This is a genomic window from Arsukibacterium ikkense, assembly GCF_000987775.1.
Taxonomy (GTDB): Bacteria; Pseudomonadota; Gammaproteobacteria; order Enterobacterales; family Alteromonadaceae; genus Alishewanella; species Alishewanella ikkense.
In genome coordinates, this window is sequence record NZ_LAHO01000003.1 from 74,873 (window position 1) to 89,351 (window position 14,479).

Annotated in this window: 17 protein-coding genes; 10 read left to right on the forward strand and 7 right to left on the reverse strand. The window is 47.9% G+C overall.

Annotated elements, in window-relative coordinates; all coding sequences use genetic code 11:
- The first annotated feature begins 26 nt into the window (after window positions 1-26).
- Window positions 27-740 carry an orotidine-5'-phosphate decarboxylase gene (pyrF, locus tag WG68_RS04015; RefSeq protein ID WP_046556383.1) on the forward strand — a complete coding sequence of 238 codons (714 nt, stop codon included), beginning with the start codon at window positions 27-29 and terminating at the stop codon, window positions 738-740.
- 22 nt (window positions 741-762) lie between these two features.
- Window positions 763-2,487 (forward strand): potassium/proton antiporter, encoded by a 1,725-nt coding sequence (locus tag WG68_RS04020; RefSeq protein WP_046556384.1) that lies wholly within the window; start codon window positions 763-765, stop codon window positions 2,485-2,487.
- Window positions 2,488-2,519: 32 nt separating this feature from the next.
- On the opposite strand, the gene WG68_RS04025 is transcribed toward WG68_RS04020, so the two are convergent.
- A complete protein-coding gene (locus WG68_RS04025; protein ID WP_052748952.1) occupies window positions 2,520-3,134 on the reverse strand; it encodes a CIA30 family protein in 615 nt (204 codons plus the stop codon).
- A gap of 217 nt (window positions 3,135-3,351) precedes the next feature.
- On the opposite strand from WG68_RS04025, the gene WG68_RS04030 reads away from it, so the two are divergent.
- The 6 genes from WG68_RS04030 to WG68_RS04055 all read left to right on the forward strand — a co-directional run bounded on the left by WG68_RS04030 (window position 3,352) and on the right by WG68_RS04055 (window position 7,321).
- Window positions 3,352-3,567: an antitoxin MazE family protein gene (locus WG68_RS04030; protein WP_046556385.1), complete on the forward strand. Its 216-nt coding sequence runs from the start codon at window positions 3,352-3,354 to the stop codon at window positions 3,565-3,567.
- Window positions 3,564-3,890 (forward strand): type II toxin-antitoxin system PemK/MazF family toxin, encoded by a 327-nt coding sequence (locus tag WG68_RS04035; protein ID WP_046556386.1) that lies wholly within the window; start codon window positions 3,564-3,566, stop codon window positions 3,888-3,890. The genes WG68_RS04030 and WG68_RS04035 overlap by 4 nt, the downstream gene beginning before the upstream one ends.
- Before the next feature lie 173 nt (window positions 3,891-4,063).
- The gene (locus tag WG68_RS04040) at window positions 4,064-4,801 is read left to right on the forward strand and encodes an SGNH/GDSL hydrolase family protein (RefSeq protein WP_235357665.1); all 738 of its coding nucleotides are present in this window, start codon (window positions 4,064-4,066) and stop codon (window positions 4,799-4,801) included.
- Between the two features lie 80 nt (window positions 4,802-4,881).
- Window positions 4,882-5,991, forward strand: coding sequence for a polyphosphate kinase 2 (gene ppk2, locus WG68_RS04045; RefSeq protein WP_046556387.1), 1,110 nt, complete (start codon window positions 4,882-4,884; stop codon window positions 5,989-5,991).
- 117 nt (window positions 5,992-6,108) lie between these two features.
- Window positions 6,109-6,714, forward strand: coding sequence for an outer membrane beta-barrel protein (locus WG68_RS04050; RefSeq protein WP_046556388.1), 606 nt, complete (start codon window positions 6,109-6,111; stop codon window positions 6,712-6,714).
- A gap of 1 nt (window position 6,715) precedes the next feature.
- Window positions 6,716-7,321: a DUF938 domain-containing protein gene (locus WG68_RS04055; protein ID WP_046556389.1), complete on the forward strand. Its 606-nt coding sequence runs from the start codon at window positions 6,716-6,718 to the stop codon at window positions 7,319-7,321.
- Window positions 7,322-7,327: 6 nt separating this feature from the next.
- On the opposite strand, the gene kynU is transcribed toward WG68_RS04055, so the two are convergent.
- Both kynU and WG68_RS04065 read right to left on the reverse strand, forming a co-directional pair.
- The gene (gene kynU / locus WG68_RS04060) at window positions 7,328-8,605 is read right to left on the reverse strand and encodes a kynureninase (protein WP_235357667.1); all 1,278 of its coding nucleotides are present in this window, start codon (window positions 8,603-8,605) and stop codon (window positions 7,328-7,330) included.
- Window positions 8,602-9,507 (reverse strand): alpha/beta hydrolase family protein, encoded by a 906-nt coding sequence (locus tag WG68_RS04065; protein WP_052748953.1) that lies wholly within the window; start codon window positions 9,505-9,507, stop codon window positions 8,602-8,604. The genes kynU and WG68_RS04065 overlap by 4 nt, the downstream gene beginning before the upstream one ends.
- A gap of 125 nt (window positions 9,508-9,632) precedes the next feature.
- On the opposite strand from WG68_RS04065, the gene yghU reads away from it, so the two are divergent.
- The gene (gene yghU, locus WG68_RS04070; RefSeq protein ID WP_046556392.1) at window positions 9,633-10,472 is read left to right on the forward strand and encodes a glutathione-dependent disulfide-bond oxidoreductase; all 840 of its coding nucleotides are present in this window, start codon (window positions 9,633-9,635) and stop codon (window positions 10,470-10,472) included.
- Between the two features lie 9 nt (window positions 10,473-10,481).
- On the opposite strand, the gene WG68_RS04075 is transcribed toward yghU, so the two are convergent.
- The 3 genes from WG68_RS04075 to WG68_RS04085 form a co-directional block, all read right to left on the reverse strand.
- Window positions 10,482-11,321 carry a MipA/OmpV family protein gene (locus tag WG68_RS04075; protein ID WP_046556393.1) on the reverse strand — a complete coding sequence of 280 codons (840 nt, stop codon included), beginning with the start codon at window positions 11,319-11,321 and terminating at the stop codon, window positions 10,482-10,484.
- Window positions 11,314-12,654, reverse strand: a complete 1,341-nt coding sequence (locus tag WG68_RS04080; protein ID WP_046556394.1) for an ABC1 kinase family protein — start codon at window positions 12,652-12,654, stop codon at window positions 11,314-11,316. The genes WG68_RS04075 and WG68_RS04080 overlap by 8 nt, the downstream gene beginning before the upstream one ends.
- A 72-nt stretch (window positions 12,655-12,726) precedes the next feature.
- On the reverse strand, window positions 12,727-13,938 hold the full coding sequence (locus WG68_RS04085; RefSeq protein WP_235357668.1) for a GNAT family N-acetyltransferase: 1,212 nt from the start codon (window positions 13,936-13,938) through the stop codon (window positions 12,727-12,729).
- A 34-nt stretch (window positions 13,939-13,972) separates the two neighbouring features.
- Here WG68_RS04085 and WG68_RS19515 point away from each other — a divergent pair, with 34 nt between their 5' ends.
- Window positions 13,973-14,155 carry a hypothetical protein gene (locus WG68_RS19515; protein WP_152663022.1) on the forward strand — a complete coding sequence of 61 codons (183 nt, stop codon included), beginning with the start codon at window positions 13,973-13,975 and terminating at the stop codon, window positions 14,153-14,155.
- Between the two features lie 74 nt (window positions 14,156-14,229).
- Here WG68_RS19515 and WG68_RS19300 read toward each other — a convergent pair whose 3' ends face one another.
- Window positions 14,230-14,430 carry a YnfA family protein gene (locus WG68_RS19300; RefSeq protein ID WP_268753147.1) on the reverse strand — a complete coding sequence of 67 codons (201 nt, stop codon included), beginning with the start codon at window positions 14,428-14,430 and terminating at the stop codon, window positions 14,230-14,232.
- Window positions 14,431-14,479: the final 49 nt, after the last annotated feature.

The window sequence follows — 14,479 nt, forward strand, 5'->3', positions numbered from 1 at the left end:
ACTATACCTGCGTAAAAGGAAAATTGATGTCTTGTCATACCCCTGTTGTGGTTGCGCTTGATTATGCCAGCCAGAGTGATGCCTTTAATTTAGTGGCGCAGCTTGACCCTGCTTTGTGCCGCCTGAAAGTCGGCAAAGAAATGTTTACTCATTTCGGTCCAGGCTTGGTTACAGCGCTGCAACAGCGTAACTTCGACGTTTTTCTGGATTTGAAATTTCATGATATTCCGAACACCGTCGCTAAAGCAGTGCAAGCGGCGGCAGATCTTGGCGTTTGGATGGTCAATGTGCATGCCAGTGGTGGCAGTAGAATGATGACTGCTGCCCATGAAGCATTGCAACAGTTTGGCGCCAGCAAACCTAAACTGATTGCAGTAACCGTACTAACCAGTATGGAGCAAAGCGATTTAACTGAGTTAGGCATTTTGTTAACACCGGCAGAGCAGGTAGAAAAGCTGGCAGCTTTAGCTTTCGCCAGTGGCTTGGATGGTGTGGTATGCTCGGCGCAGGAAGCCATTGCATTAAAACAGAAATTTGGTAATAATTTTCAACTGGTTACACCTGGCATTCGCCCAGCTAGCAGCAATACTGATGATCAGAAGCGAATTATGACGCCAGCTGCAGCGATAGCTGCCGGGGTAGATTATCTGGTGATTGGCCGGCCGATAACTCAGGCCAGTTCGCCATTGGCTGCACTACAGGCTATTGTAAACGAGATAAATATCGCAAAAACGTCATAACATTGCGCTATAGGAGGTTTTTTTGGATGCTATAAACCTCACCATTCTCGTTGGCGGTTTATTATTTTTCGTCAGTATTATTGCAACTTTAATATCGGCGCGCCTTGGTGCGCCTATGCTATTGATATTTCTTGTTATTGGTATGATTGCCGGTGAAGATGGTCTTGCTGGCATTCAGTTTGATAACCCCCAAACGGCTTTTCTGATTGGCTCTATCGCTCTGGTGATTATTCTATTTGACGGCGGTATGCGTACCCACCCGGAGCGTTTTCGCGTAGCGCTGGCACCAGCATCAATGCTGGCAACCTTAGGGGTCGTGATTACCTGCGGTGTAGTAGGGCTGTCAGCTGCATACTTACTTAATTTATCAATTGTTGAAGGCTTACTGCTTGGGGCCATTTTAAGCTCTACCGATGCCGCGGCAGTATTTTCAATTTTTCAGTCGCAGCGGCTGCAGATTAAACAGCGAGTAGCATCAACGCTGGAAATTGAGTCAGGCAGCAACGATCCGATGGCCGTTATGCTAACCCTGACTTTGGTTAGCGTACTAGCGCAAGATGCCAAGCTCGACTGGTTAGTGTTGTTATCATTTTTGCAGCAAGCCGTGGTTGGCGGCGCTATGGGCTATGGCGCCGGCCGGGTGTTTGTATTTTTATGCCGCAAGCTACCGCTCAGTTTTGCGTTCTTTCCATTGTTAGCGGTTGCCAGTAGTATTTTTATTTATGCTATTACCAACAGTTTTGGTGGTAGTGGCTTTCTAGCGGTATACCTGATGGGTTATCTGGTTGGTAATGCCAGGCTACCGCAGATTATTCATATTCTCAGAATGCATGACGGTTTAGCCTGGATTAGCCAAATTACCATGTTCCTGATGTTGGGTTTGTTAGTAGTGCCCAGTAACTTAAAAGAGCACCTGGTCGATGCCTTAATACTGGCTGGTATTCTCATTTTTATTGCCAGACCATTAGCGGTAATGATCAGTTTAATTCCATTTCGTTTTCCGCTTAAAGACCTGGTCTTTATCAGCTGGGTGGGTTTACGCGGTGCGGTCCCCATTATCCTTGCCTTGTTTCCCTGGCTGGCGGGAGTGCCAAATGAGCATCTGTATTTTGATGTAGCTTTTGTGGTGGTTATTGTTTCCTTGCTATTGCAAGGCTGGAGCCTGGTACCGGTTGCCCGCTGGTTAAAGCTGGAAGTGCCCGGCGAACTGGAACCTGATCAAGCCATGCCACTAGACGCTATTCCCAGCAAAGATGTGATGGAGGTACTGGCGTTTAATGTTGAAGATCAATCGCCAATAAGAGGTGTGTGCTGGCAGGATTTAAAATTTAGTGTGCCCGTACAATTCCTGGGTATTATCCGGGATGGTGAATGGCAACTACCAGATGCTGAGCCAGTATTTAACAGCCGTGACACGGTAATGGTATTAGCCAAACTAAAGGACGTAAAAAAAATCAGTGAAGTATTGGCCAGTGAAGCTGAAACCTCGGGTTTAAGTAATAGCAATTTTTTCGGCGATTTTGTCTTAAATGGCGAGGTCAGCCTGGCAGATTTAGACGCATTTTACACCATTAATATGGATAATCAGAATAAGCTGCAAAGCTTAGCATCCTATATTAGTGAACGCTTTCATCGCCGGGTGGTTATTGGCGACCAGGTAAGGCTGGATCAATTAATACTCACAGTGCGCGAACTGGACGAGCAGGGCACTATTACTCAGGTTGGTATAAAAGCGGTAGATACCTGAAGCCAGTCTGCTTAACGCTGTCAGTACCAGTGTTAAATGGCTTGAGTTGTCGATAAACCTAAAGAGTACAAAATGATGCTAAATGGCCCGTTTTTTTCATCGGCCAACATAACGCTAAGCTGGGTAACATCCGCAAAGTTAAGTTTCGGTAACTGAGTAACCTCACGGCCTCGATATCGTCCACTGAAGGCATCTGGCTGAAAATAATAGTGTTGTTGCCCAATATCACTTTTAAAGTTTGCAACATAGGCTACACCTCTGGGCAGATAAGGCGTTTTAAGCCGTAACTGGTATGTCCGGCCATCAGCTGCAACATGCAATTTAATGCTGCTAAAATGCTGTGCTGGCAAGGCATTAGTCAGCCTAAACTCAGCAGAAGCAAAGCCACCATTATTAGCCAGTGATAAGTTACCAAAAAAACGCAGTCCGGCGGGTTCCGTTACCATGTTAACAGCACCATCTGAACGGCCACCCATAACGGTATCATGTACTAATTGCACATGGCTAAAGTGGTTTTTGTTATAGAACTCAAGTACAACTGTGCCAGGCATAATGTCGAGTGCTCGTGTAGGTGAATTAGTGGTGTCAGCATTAAGGTTGCCAACCTTTAAACACGCCATCATTACAGGTAGTAAATAGTAGCGCATCGTTACCTCCGGATATAAGGTCATATCAGTATTCAGATTTGATATACGTTTTATTAATCGTTTCAGATTGCTAAAATCGTGTTTAAAAGAGGATCACAATTACGCCATCAGGATAAGTTAGCTATTGCTCCAAGATTTAGTTATCTCACAATCAAAGAACTTGTTACATGAAACAGATGGCGCTATATTGTTTCATGTAACAATATAGGAGGCCAAAATGCCTAACACAGCAGAAAGAGTTCAACAACACAGAGACCGCCTGAGAAAAGCTGGATTGCGCCCAATACAAATTTGGGTGCCTGATACCCGGGGAGCAGGTTTCGCAGCAGAATGCCGCAAACAGAGCCTTGCAGTAGCTGAAAGTGACAGAGAGGACGCTCAGCTTACAGAATTGATGGAAAGTTCGTTAGAAAGCATTGAGGGCTGGGAATGAAGCGTGGCGATATAATAACAGTAGCAGTGCAAGGCGATTACGGTAAACCACGCCCTGCATTGGTTATACAGTCTAACAACTTCGATAAGCACCCGAGCATAACAATTTTACCAGTGACATCAAAAATCGTTGATGCTCCTTTAATCAGATTAATGCTGGAACCCAGCAAAAAAAACGGCCTGGTTAAACAGTCTCAGGTCATGATAGACAAAGCTACAACCATTCCACGCGAAAAAGCGGGTAAGCATATTGGCAGCCTCGAAATGTCGGCAATGCTTGAAATTGAACGCTGCTTAGCGGTGTTTTTAGGTATAGCAAAATAAGTGTTTGAAGATTTCCATTTGACGTTAAAGATGAAGGGCTGATTCAAATAAACTATAGCCGCTAATGTATATTATGTTAAATAGCATTTGTTAGTTACGTCTAAAAAGATCTATTAGCGGTAGCTATAAATTAGGTATGCTTGACCGCTTTGGTATTGTTATGAGAAACGTCTGTGTTTATAACCCTGCGCTGGATAATACTTACTGTGATCTGCTGGCCGCTGTTATTGTGGCAAGGTAAGCGTGCAAGAAAACTGGCACTGCGCTTACCTGAAGCCGCTGGGCCACGCAGTGGTGTCTTAGGAAATGGCGAGCCGCTGCGCTTACTGATATGCGGTGATTCAGTGGCTGCTGGTGTGGGTATTGCACAGCAACAACAAGCCTTTTCTGGCCAACTAGTAGAGTTGCTGGCAAAACGGCACCAGGTAAATTGGCAACTTGCCGCAAAAACCGGCCTTGATAGCACTGGCTTAAATAACTTATTGCAACAGCTGTACTCACATAGTAACGCCATATACCAGCTGGATCTGGTGGTGGTATCAATTGGCGTCAATGACGTTACCGCGCTGCACAGTAAGCCAGAGTTTCAACAGCAGATAAAAACCTTATTAACCAGACTGGCCAGCGATTTTACTAACCCACAAGTGTTGTTTAGTGCCATACCGCCGATGCAGCACTTTACTGCCTTGCCCTCGCCCCTTAATTTTTGGTTAGGTTTAAAAGCCGGCATGCTGAATCAGGCTTTAGCTTCGGAGTTAAAAAATTGGCCAAAAGCACAACTGGTTTATAGCAACTTAGCGTTAACGGCCGATATGCTGGCAGCTGATGGCTTTCATCCGTCAGCTAAAGGTAGCCGCATCTGGGCACAGATTTTAGCAGAAGCTATCGTTAGCCCTAAAACCAAAACATAACTACGGCCCTGCTAAAGACGTTGCTATACTGAGCAAGATTAAAGGGCATCAAGCCCTATTGCCGTAAACAGGATTGCACTATGTCTAAACCAGATGCTAAAGAGCAGCAGCCTTTAGTAACCGACAAGCCAACTGGCTTAAGTGATAAAGATACTTTGAAAGACTTAACGCCAGGTTCGATAGCACAGGCTACAGTAAAAGATCGGGTGAACTCCGGCTATCAATCATTAGAAGTGGTGTTAGCAGACATTTTAACGCGCAGTGTTGAAGATGTTAGTGCCAGCCATATTGCAGCCTTTAGTGCCCAGTTTAAGGCTATTTTAGAAGAAGCATCTGACGATGACATTGCCTTATTGGGTAAATCTATGTTGCGCCAATTGCGTAAACAGGGCCCATCTGCGAACCCCGATGTTGAACGGTTAGCAGATAACAGCGACAGCCCCTACCCTTATAAAAACCGTTTGCAGCGTAAAAGTTATGAAAAACAAAAGTATGATTTACAGGTTGAGTTATTAAAACTGCAACACTGGCTCAAAGATACCGGCAACCGAGTGGTTATTCTGTTTGAAGGCCGCGATGCAGCCGGCAAAGGCGGCACCATTAAACGCTTTATGGAACACCTTAACCCGCGGGGCTCACGAGTAGTGGCATTGGAAAAACCTAACCAAATTGAACAGGGACAATGGTATTTCCAACGCTATGTACAGCATCTGCCTACTGCCGGTGAGATAGTGTTGTTCGACCGCTCCTGGTATAACCGCGCCGGGGTGGAACGGGTGATGAATTTTTGCACTGAGTCACAATATGTAGAATTTATGCAGCAGGTGCCTAGCTTTGAACACAGCCTGGTTGAATCGGGTATTCACTTGTTCAAGTTCTGGTTTTCAGTAACGCGTACCGAACAAAAGCGCCGTTTTACCGAGCGTGAGTCACATCCGTTAAAGCAATGGAAATTAAGTCCTATCGACCGCGCCTCACTGAATAGATGGGATGAGTATACCAGGGCAAAAGAAGCGATGTTTGCAGCAACCCATAGTCAGCATGCTCCCTGGATTGTCATTAAATCAGATTGTAAAAAGCGCGCCAGGTTAAATGCCATGCGTTTTGTTCTTAAGCAATTTAACTATGCCAACAAAGATCTTAAACGGCTCGGTGAACTGGACCCGCTGATTATCGGGCCGGCGGGTTAGCCCTCTCCTTATACATTATCAGCTGATAAACGCACTTTTAGTAATGAAGCTGTTACACTGCGCAGTATTATACCTTTTAATATAACACTCTGTTTTTTAAATAACATTGGAGGATTTATGAAATTATTTTTAAGTGGTCTGCTAAGCACTACCCTGCTTTTTACTGGCTTTTCTGCTAATGCTGCCAGGCCGGATATCAGCTGGAACTACCTCAGTGCCGGTTATGCCAAAGCTAATATTAAAATCGCCGATGACTTCACCATAAAACCTGATGGCTATCAGCTCAACGCCAGTTACTTGTTGTCAGAAACGCTGTATGTAAGGGCCTCATACTTTAATGTTTCAGAATCTTACCGGTTTTCCGACATTGCCGGCCTGGATCTTGATGCATCTGAATTTACCCTGAGTTTGGGCTTAAGACAGGCAGCTAGCGCCAATATCGATGCCTTTTTCGAAGCAGGCTATGGCCGTTCAATTGCTGGTATCAGTGAATTTGGAAAAGAAAATGACAATGGGGTGCAGGCAGGTGCAGGTTTTCGCTATCGTGCCACCCCTCAGCTGGAACTTGCGGCCGCACTGCGCTATAGCAATTTAGGCGATAGCAGCACTTTTGGTGATATCTCCGCCCGAGTCAGGCTAAGCAGCATGTTCGACCTTTATGCCCACTATCTGTTTGATAGCGATGTGTCGGTATTGGCGGCCGGTGTTGTGGTTAACTTCTGAGATGGCCGCGTCAGATCTGCCCTATTCCCAGGCATGTGAAAACAACAAAGCAGCTATTTTGACACTGTTGCAAAGAGCATTTGCCAGCTGCCGCTTAGTATTAGAGATAGGTAGTGGTACTGGCCAGCATGCGGTACATTTTGCCGAAAATTTGCCCCATTTATGCTGGCAGGCATCTGATCAACCGATTTATCTGGCGGCACTGGCTGAACGTATTCGCCGGGCTGCCATCCCCAATTTACCAATGCCGCTGGCGCTCGATATCTGCACCGATGCTGCGCCGGCAACACCGGCTGACGGATTATTTACCGCCAACACGTTGCATATCATGCCCTGGCCTGTCGTTAAGCAATTTTTCAGCCGCCTGAACGAGCTGACCCAACGCGGCGCAACCTTTTGTATCTATGGGCCTTTTAACTATAACGGTCAGTTCACCAGCGCCAGCAATCAAGCCTTTGATGCCAGCCTGCGAAGCCGCGACCCGGCCATGGGCATACGAGATATTGAACAGGTGCAGGCACTGTTGCAACAGCAAGGGTTTAGCCTGCAGCAAGACAACGCCATGCCAGCCAATAACCGGCTGTTATACTTTGTTAAACAGAGCTGATGTTAACTACGTCACTTTCTGTTTGATAGCATATTCCGGTTTCAGATATTCGTTACTGGACACAATGTTAGCCAGTATTGCAACGGCAGTTCCAACATCAACGTATCGGGTATATAGCGGTGTAAAGCCCAGCCGCAGGATATTGGGTGAGCGAAAATCAGCAATAACCCCCTGCTTTATCAGTGCCTGACATAAGGCATAAGCGTTTGGGTGCTGATAAGCCAGTTGACTGCCCCGCTCTGCCGGTTCCAGTGGCGTTAGCAACTGCAAGGCGTGCAGGCTGCCCTGTTGCTGTACCAGCTGATGAAAGATACTGCTAAGCGCCAGTGATTTCTCCCTAACCGTTGCCATATCGACATCAGCAAACACTTCTAGCGCTGCATCTAATACACTCATTGACAAAATAGCGGGGGTGCCGGTAAGAAACTGCGTAATGCCCGGCGCTTTCTGGTAAGTATTGTCAAAGTTAAAAGGTGCCTGATGCCCCATCCAGCCGCTTAATGGTTGGGTTAAACGGGCATGATGTCGCTTGGCTGCATACAAAAACGCTGGCGCACCTGGCCCACCATTGAGGTATTTGTAGCCACAGCCAACCGCAAAATCAACCTGGCAGATATCCAATTCAATAGGCAACGCACCGGCACTATGGGCTAAATCCCAGATCACCAGCACGCCTTTGGCGTGGGCCAGTTGGGTTAAGCGCTGCATGTCGAGTAACCTACCGCTGCGAAAATCTACCTGGGTAAGCAATAATACCGCCACCTCTTCAGTAATGGCCTGCTCTAGCGCCTGATTATCAATGCTGTCGTTGGCTAACACCAACTGACAGTGTTGCTCACCCAATAAGCTGGCTAAGCCCTGCACCATATATAGATCAGTGGGAAAATTACCGGCTTGCGATAATACCTTAACCCGGCCCGTTTGCATTAACATGGCGCAGCTGAGCACTTTAAACAAGTTAACCGAAGTCGAATCACAGCAAATTACCTGGCCGGGAGCCGCCCCCAGTAAAGGGGCGATTTTCTCGCCAACGGTTTGTGGTAAGTCAATCCACTGATGAGTGTTCCAGCTTTTGATTAAATCCTGAGCCCACTGTGCTGCCAGCACTTGTTGTGCTCTGACTGCTGCGGCTTTAGGCATTGCCCCTAATGAATTACCATCCAGATAAAGAGTATTAGCGGGCAGCACAAAAGCATCACGCTTGGCAGCAAGGGGGTCTTGTTGATCATGTAACACTAAAGCTGCCGCAGTTACATCGGCTAACATATCGCTTGGGCTTGTCACTGGGCTAATAGCTCCTGCAAGGTGAATAGAAAATGTTTATACGCCTCAGTCTGGGGATGGATCCAATCAAAGTGACCGGCATTATCCAGCAATTGAAATGGCATACCGCTGTTGGTCGCCTGCGTCAGTGGCACTATGCTGTCGTCACTGCCTTGTAACAGCATGGTCAGTGGATGCATGGGCTGTTGCTGCGGGCTGGCTTGCTGATACCCGTCAGCCAGCTGCGGGTAATTGCCGCCTAAAAACTGGCGGGTAGCGCGCTGACAACTACTCTCATCACTTTGGTAGCTGAGTAAATCGGTAATCGCCGCTAAGCCTATTACGCCCTTTACCGGCGCTAATAACGGCTGCTTATTTGCAGCCTGGTGATGGTAACTATGGCCAGCCGCCAATAAGGCCAATTGGCCACCGGCGGAGTGGCCGGCTAACACCACCTGGGTTAAATCAATCGGGTAAGCACTAAGCGAAGTTTGCGCATGGGCGATACCGGCCAAGACATCATCATAGCTGCCAGGCCACCCGCCACCAGTATCGCCTACCCGCCGGTATTCCAATGACCACACCGCAATACCGGTCGTAGCTACGGCCTGACTAAACGCATTGCTGTGCGCAATATCATAAGCATTTAGCCAGCAACCACCATGAATAAAAACCAGCAACGGCACAGGCTGTTGCGCGCTTATCTGTGGTAAATACAAGTGGCCAAATTGCAGCGGATTATCGCCGTACGCCAGCTTGATACCGGCAGCCGCAGCAGGCAGATTCAGTAAACTGCTGTAACTCACCTGACTAAGCAGCATTTCAGGTGCCGGGCTCTCTGCTAGGGTTTGGCTATTACGGTTAGCACAACCTGTGATAAACAGGCAGCATGCCAGCAACAAGATGGGAGTAAATTGGCTCATACAGTGGTTTTATCTTCAACACGATTGTGACAGGGTTGCATTAAAGCTAAACCAAACCAATATCATATCCAAGTACTTTGCGCTGTAAAGCCAATTTAGCACTGCCAACATTAACAGGAGTTTACATGAATACGCCTTACACCCCACCAAAAGTATGGCATTGGGAGGCTGGCAATGGTGGCCAATTTGCCAGTATAAACCGCCCGATAGCAGGCGCAACGCATAACAAGCCATTACCTCAGGGTAAACAGCCGCTGCAGTTGTATTCTCTGGCTACCCCTAATGGCGTAAAAGTAACCATGCTGCTCGAAGAGCTGCTCGAACAAGGTTTTAATGACGCCGAATATGATGCCTGGTTAATTAGCATTAAAGATGGCGATCAGTTTAGTAGCGGCTTTGTGGCGCTTAACCCCAATTCGAAAATACCGGCCTTACTGGATACCACTAATGATGTCAGGGTGTTTGAGTCGGGTTCCATTTTGTTATATCTGGCCGAGAAATTTGGCAGCTTCCTGCCGACAGCGCCGGCCAAGCGCACTGAGGTAATGAATTGGTTATTCTGGCAAATGGGCAGCGCACCATTTTTAGGGGGTGGTTTTGGTCATTTTTATGCCTATGCCCCGGAAAAATATGAATACCCGATCAACCGTTATGCCATGGAAACCAAACGCCAGCTTGATGTGTTGGATAAACAATTGGCTGATAATGAATTTGTCGCCGGTAACGAGTACAGTATCGCTGATATGGCTATCTGGCCCTGGTATGGTGTGCTGGCACTGGGCCGTTTATACGAGGCTGCAGAGTTTTTACAGGTACAGGAATACCGCCACCTGCAACGCTGGGCGCAACAACTGGACGCGCGCCCGGCGGTAAAACGCGGCGTAATGGTTAACCGCAACTGGGGGGATGGCCCGCAGCTGCCAGAACGGCATAGCAGTTTGGATTTCAATGGCTTAGCAGGCTAAGCCTAACCTCTACCAGCCACTAACTGTCTGGGTCGATCTGGCCCAGATATACGTGACACCAAAGCCCACCGACCAACCGCCATTTTGCACCACTAACGGGCTGTTTCGGTTTTTTGCACTGCTTACCCGCTCGTAGCGGGCAAAGCCAAAGCCGCGCCATTTTGATGAAAACTTTTTACTAATGGCACCCGAGGCGCGAAGCGCAATCAGGCCGGGGGCTGCATCAAACTCCGGTCTGTCGGCTGTCACATACTGCGCAGTAACCTGATAAAAACGATCAGTTAGCTTGTCGCTGCCAAACAACGCACTGATGCCAAAGGTATAGGCCAGCTCATTGGCGGTAATGACGTCAGCAAACAAAGCCGGTTCAAAACTGACACCGCTGTAACGCAGGCCATCGTCAAGATCAAACACCGCCCTTAGCGGCATATCCAGCCGTAAGCGGCTGCCCCAGATATTGTCACTTAACGTCCAGCGCAAACGTGGGCCTGCCTCTATCAGGGTGCCCAGCTCAGGCATGCCTGCGCGCTCAGCAATCTCACTCTCAGAAGAGCCCAGCGCAGCGGCAAAGCCAACATCAAGCTCCAAGGTATCGGTTTTATAAGCACGCAAGCCGACATTATCCCGATCGGACCGTAAAAAATCACCGCGATAAATCAAGTAAGGCAATAAAAAGTTACGTTGTACCCGGGCACCCGCGCCGGGGTAGGCTAATTGTTCAATACTCAGGCCAATCAGGCCGGCTTCCCATAATGGTAATGGCGCAGCGGGCTCTGCTTTTACAGGCGCCAGCAGCGCCACACTACTTAACACAGTGGCTACCCATACGGCGTATATCGATTTAAACATGACACTCCTGTTGCAAAGCGCGCTGAGTTAAGTGCGGCGTAATAAGTTGCCTGATATTTACCCGGGCATTCAATCTGGCCGCCAACAAATACAAACCGGCTATTTTACGGTGTAAAAACAAGGCATCGGCCGGTGGGCTGTGCCAATAATTTTGTTGCATACTAAGTGCAGTGCCGGCCAGGCGCAAGCGCTGGGCTAAATCGCTTTGACCAAAATCATAGGCTGTGAGCTGGCGCAGTGGTTCACAAGCCAGCTCAACTACGTTAAGCACGGCTTCTTTTTGCTCTGGCAAAATACTCTGGCTGAAAAAACCAATATCAGTAAGTGCCTTCGCCATTGCTGAACGATCCTGGCAACAGGCGGCGCTGAATAAATCTTTATAACCGTTACTTATTAGCCTGGGATAATCCCGGCATGCGCCAAAGTCCAGCAATACCAGTTGCTTGCTTTGCAGATTGTATAAATAGTTGGCAAAATTAGGGTCGGTTTGTACCAATTTAAACTCAAATAACTCCCGGAATAACAGTTTAAAGAGCAGGCTAACTACCCTATCCCGCTCCTCCTGCCCGGCACTTTGCAGGCTTTCAATGGGGTGGCCTTCCACAAACGACATCACTAAAATACTGCTGCTACTGAGCTCGGGATACACCTGCGGCAAAGTATAGGCATGATCAGCCGCTAAATGCTGGCGGTAACGTTGTAAATAGCGGGCTTCTTGCAAATAATCGGCTTCCGTTTGCAACTGCGCTTTTGCTTCTTGCAATAACTGCTGGTAGTCCACCTCTGCCGGGATCAGGCCACTGATCTTCAGTAACGATGCCACATTATCAACATCGCTATCAATGCTGCCCTGAATACCCGGATACTGAATTTTTACTGCCAGTTTAGTACCGTTATCATGATAGGCCTGATGAACCTGGCCAATAGACGCAGCCGCCATCGGTTTAAAAGTAAAGTCAGCAAAGTGTTGCTGCCATTGCTCACCAAGTTGTTGGCGCAAAACCTGTGATAACTGACTGCTGGGCATTGGATTGGCATTGGCCCGCAGCCGGGTTAATAAGTCTGACAGTTCTGGCGGCAGTAAATCGCCCGCATCCATTGACAACAGCTGGCCCATTTTCATCGCCGCGCCGCGCATGTGGGCCAATTGGTCGGCCACCCGTTTTATGTTGGCCGGGGTAAGCAACATCACCTTACTGCTGGGCTTGTTTCCTTTCGCCAGTTGCCTGGCGCCTTCAGCCAGCATGCCGCCGGCTACCCTGCCAGCTAGCGAGGCTAAGCTACCAAAGCGGGAAAGCCGGTTAACCGGCACTTTTGAACGATTGTCTGTCATGGCACCACAAGTCAATTGAGAACGTCAGGCTTTTTATACGGAAGCAAAGGCTATTAAGCCCAACCTTTTTAACTAAGGTTGCAATGTCTGTTGTTGATAATCCAGTAACGCCGCTTGCTCGCGCTGACAGTAGTCGCTAATCGCATCAACAAGCGGGCCGGGGCTAAAGTGATAAAAACCATGGCGAATAACCGGCACAAAGCCGCGCTTCAGTTTGTGCTCACCCTGAGCGCCGGCATCAAATCGTGCCAGTTTATTGGCAATACAATAGTCAATGCCAGCGTAATAGCAGCACTCGAAATGCAGTTTATCAAATTCAGCAACACAGCCCCAATAACGGCCATATAAGCAATCAGCTGATTTAAAGCATAACGAAGCTGCCACCAGCTTACCCTGAGCATAGGCGGCAAACACGACGATGCTATCGGCCATATACTGCCCCCACAGGGCAAAGGTTGCCGGGGTTAAATAACCATTATGGCCTGATCTTTTTTGATAGGTGGCCTGATAAAAGCCAACAAATTGCGGCCAAAAATCTGTCGGCAGGTTATTGCCATCGAACGTTATAACCTCGATACCTTGTTGTTGTACCTGCCGGCGTTCTTTACTTATTTGTTTGCGTTTACGCGAGGGCAACCGCGCTAAAAATCCGGCAAAGTCAGTATAATGTTGATTATGCCACTGAAACTGCACATCGAAGCGCTCCAGCAAACCGTGCTGGCGCATGATCTGCTGTAACGCTATATCCGGATATAAACACTGAAAGTTACTGCAGGCCAACTGCTGCTGCCGTTGCAAGATAGCCTGGTGTATAAGCTTATACAGCTGCTCTGAGTTTTCGCCTGGCGCTAAACCCAGCCGGGGGCCTTGTGCCGGCGTAAACGGAATAGCACAAAGTAACTTAGGGTAATAACTTAACTGCTGGCGCTGATAGGCCTCGGCAATGGTCCAGTCAAACAGATATTCGCCATAAGAATGCAGCTTTAAGTACATGGGCATAGCAGCAACTAAATTGTTAGCGCGATACACCAGTAAATGTTGCGGCAGCCAGCCGGTGCCCTCGCCGACGCTGCCGCCCTGCTCCAATGCTGCCAGAAAAGCATGGCGACAAAACGGGTTGTCAGCCCAAAACAAGCTGTCCCACGCGGCAGGTTCTATCGTTGTTAAATCGTCACAACAATGCACATCTAACAACTTATCTTCCTGTTTGTCGGCAGCTTTTCGCGGATTATAACAAAATTCTGTTTGCTCATCGACAGTACAGCTTGAGGCTGATAGCATCATTTTATCTGGTTTTATCCTTAATACAGGCCGAATAATGGCAGAACTTAGCCACAGTGCATACTCCAAGCAGGTTCGCTGGTTGCTGTTCAGCCTTATTGTGCTGAGTGTCGTCTTATCCTGGAGTGGGATTATTGACCACTATACCACCGCCTATATTGACGATGCCTTAGTGAGGGTTAGCCGGGATTCGGGAAATTTCTCATATAATGATGACTAAGAATATGTTTTTTATGAAATTCATTATTTCGCCATTTACTCACTTTCAAACCGATGCTCCGAGTACAGTCTGCTTCATCTGGGAGCAAACATGATCACTGCCATGCCTGCGAGCATTAGCCCCACGCCAGCCAGATCCCAGCGGTGTGGTTGAATGCCATCTACTCCCCACAACCAGACTATTGCTATTGTTACGTATACTCCGCCATAAGCCGCGTAAACACGTCCAGCAGCCGTTGGGTGAAGCGTTGAGGCTGTAGAAAAACCTCTTTTCATGCGATCAAGTTTGTGATCAAATAGCGTTGTCTGATTAAAAAGTGGACAA

What these genes read in the sequence shown, in the direction of transcription:
- pyrF (WP_046556383.1), top strand. Translation starts at nt 27, where the DNA reads ATGTCTTGTCATACCCCTGTTGTGGTTGCGCTTGATTATGCCAGCCAG.
- WG68_RS04025 (WP_052748952.1), bottom strand. Translation starts at nt 3,134, where the DNA reads ATGCGCTACTATTTACTACCTGTAATGATGGCGTGTTTAAAGGTTGGC.
- WG68_RS04030 (WP_046556385.1), top strand. Translation starts at nt 3,352, where the DNA reads ATGCCTAACACAGCAGAAAGAGTTCAACAACACAGAGACCGCCTGAGA.
- WG68_RS04035 (WP_046556386.1), top strand. Translation starts at nt 3,564, where the DNA reads ATGAAGCGTGGCGATATAATAACAGTAGCAGTGCAAGGCGATTACGGT.
- ppk2 (WP_046556387.1), top strand. Translation starts at nt 4,882, where the DNA reads ATGTCTAAACCAGATGCTAAAGAGCAGCAGCCTTTAGTAACCGACAAG.
- WG68_RS04050 (WP_046556388.1), top strand. Translation starts at nt 6,109, where the DNA reads ATGAAATTATTTTTAAGTGGTCTGCTAAGCACTACCCTGCTTTTTACT.
- WG68_RS04055 (WP_046556389.1), top strand. Translation starts at nt 6,716, where the DNA reads ATGGCCGCGTCAGATCTGCCCTATTCCCAGGCATGTGAAAACAACAAA.
- WG68_RS04065 (WP_052748953.1), bottom strand. Translation starts at nt 9,507, where the DNA reads ATGAGCCAATTTACTCCCATCTTGTTGCTGGCATGCTGCCTGTTTATC.
- yghU (WP_046556392.1), top strand. Translation starts at nt 9,633, where the DNA reads ATGAATACGCCTTACACCCCACCAAAAGTATGGCATTGGGAGGCTGGC.
- WG68_RS04075 (WP_046556393.1), bottom strand. Translation starts at nt 11,321, where the DNA reads ATGTTTAAATCGATATACGCCGTATGGGTAGCCACTGTGTTAAGTAGT.
- WG68_RS04080 (WP_046556394.1), bottom strand. Translation starts at nt 12,654, where the DNA reads ATGACAGACAATCGTTCAAAAGTGCCGGTTAACCGGCTTTCCCGCTTT.
- WG68_RS04085 (WP_235357668.1), bottom strand. Translation starts at nt 13,938, where the DNA reads ATGATGCTATCAGCCTCAAGCTGTACTGTCGATGAGCAAACAGAATTT.
- WG68_RS19515 (WP_152663022.1), top strand. Translation starts at nt 13,973, where the DNA reads ATGGCAGAACTTAGCCACAGTGCATACTCCAAGCAGGTTCGCTGGTTG.
- WG68_RS19300 (WP_268753147.1), bottom strand. Translation starts at nt 14,430, where the DNA reads ATGAAAAGAGGTTTTTCTACAGCCTCAACGCTTCACCCAACGGCTGCT.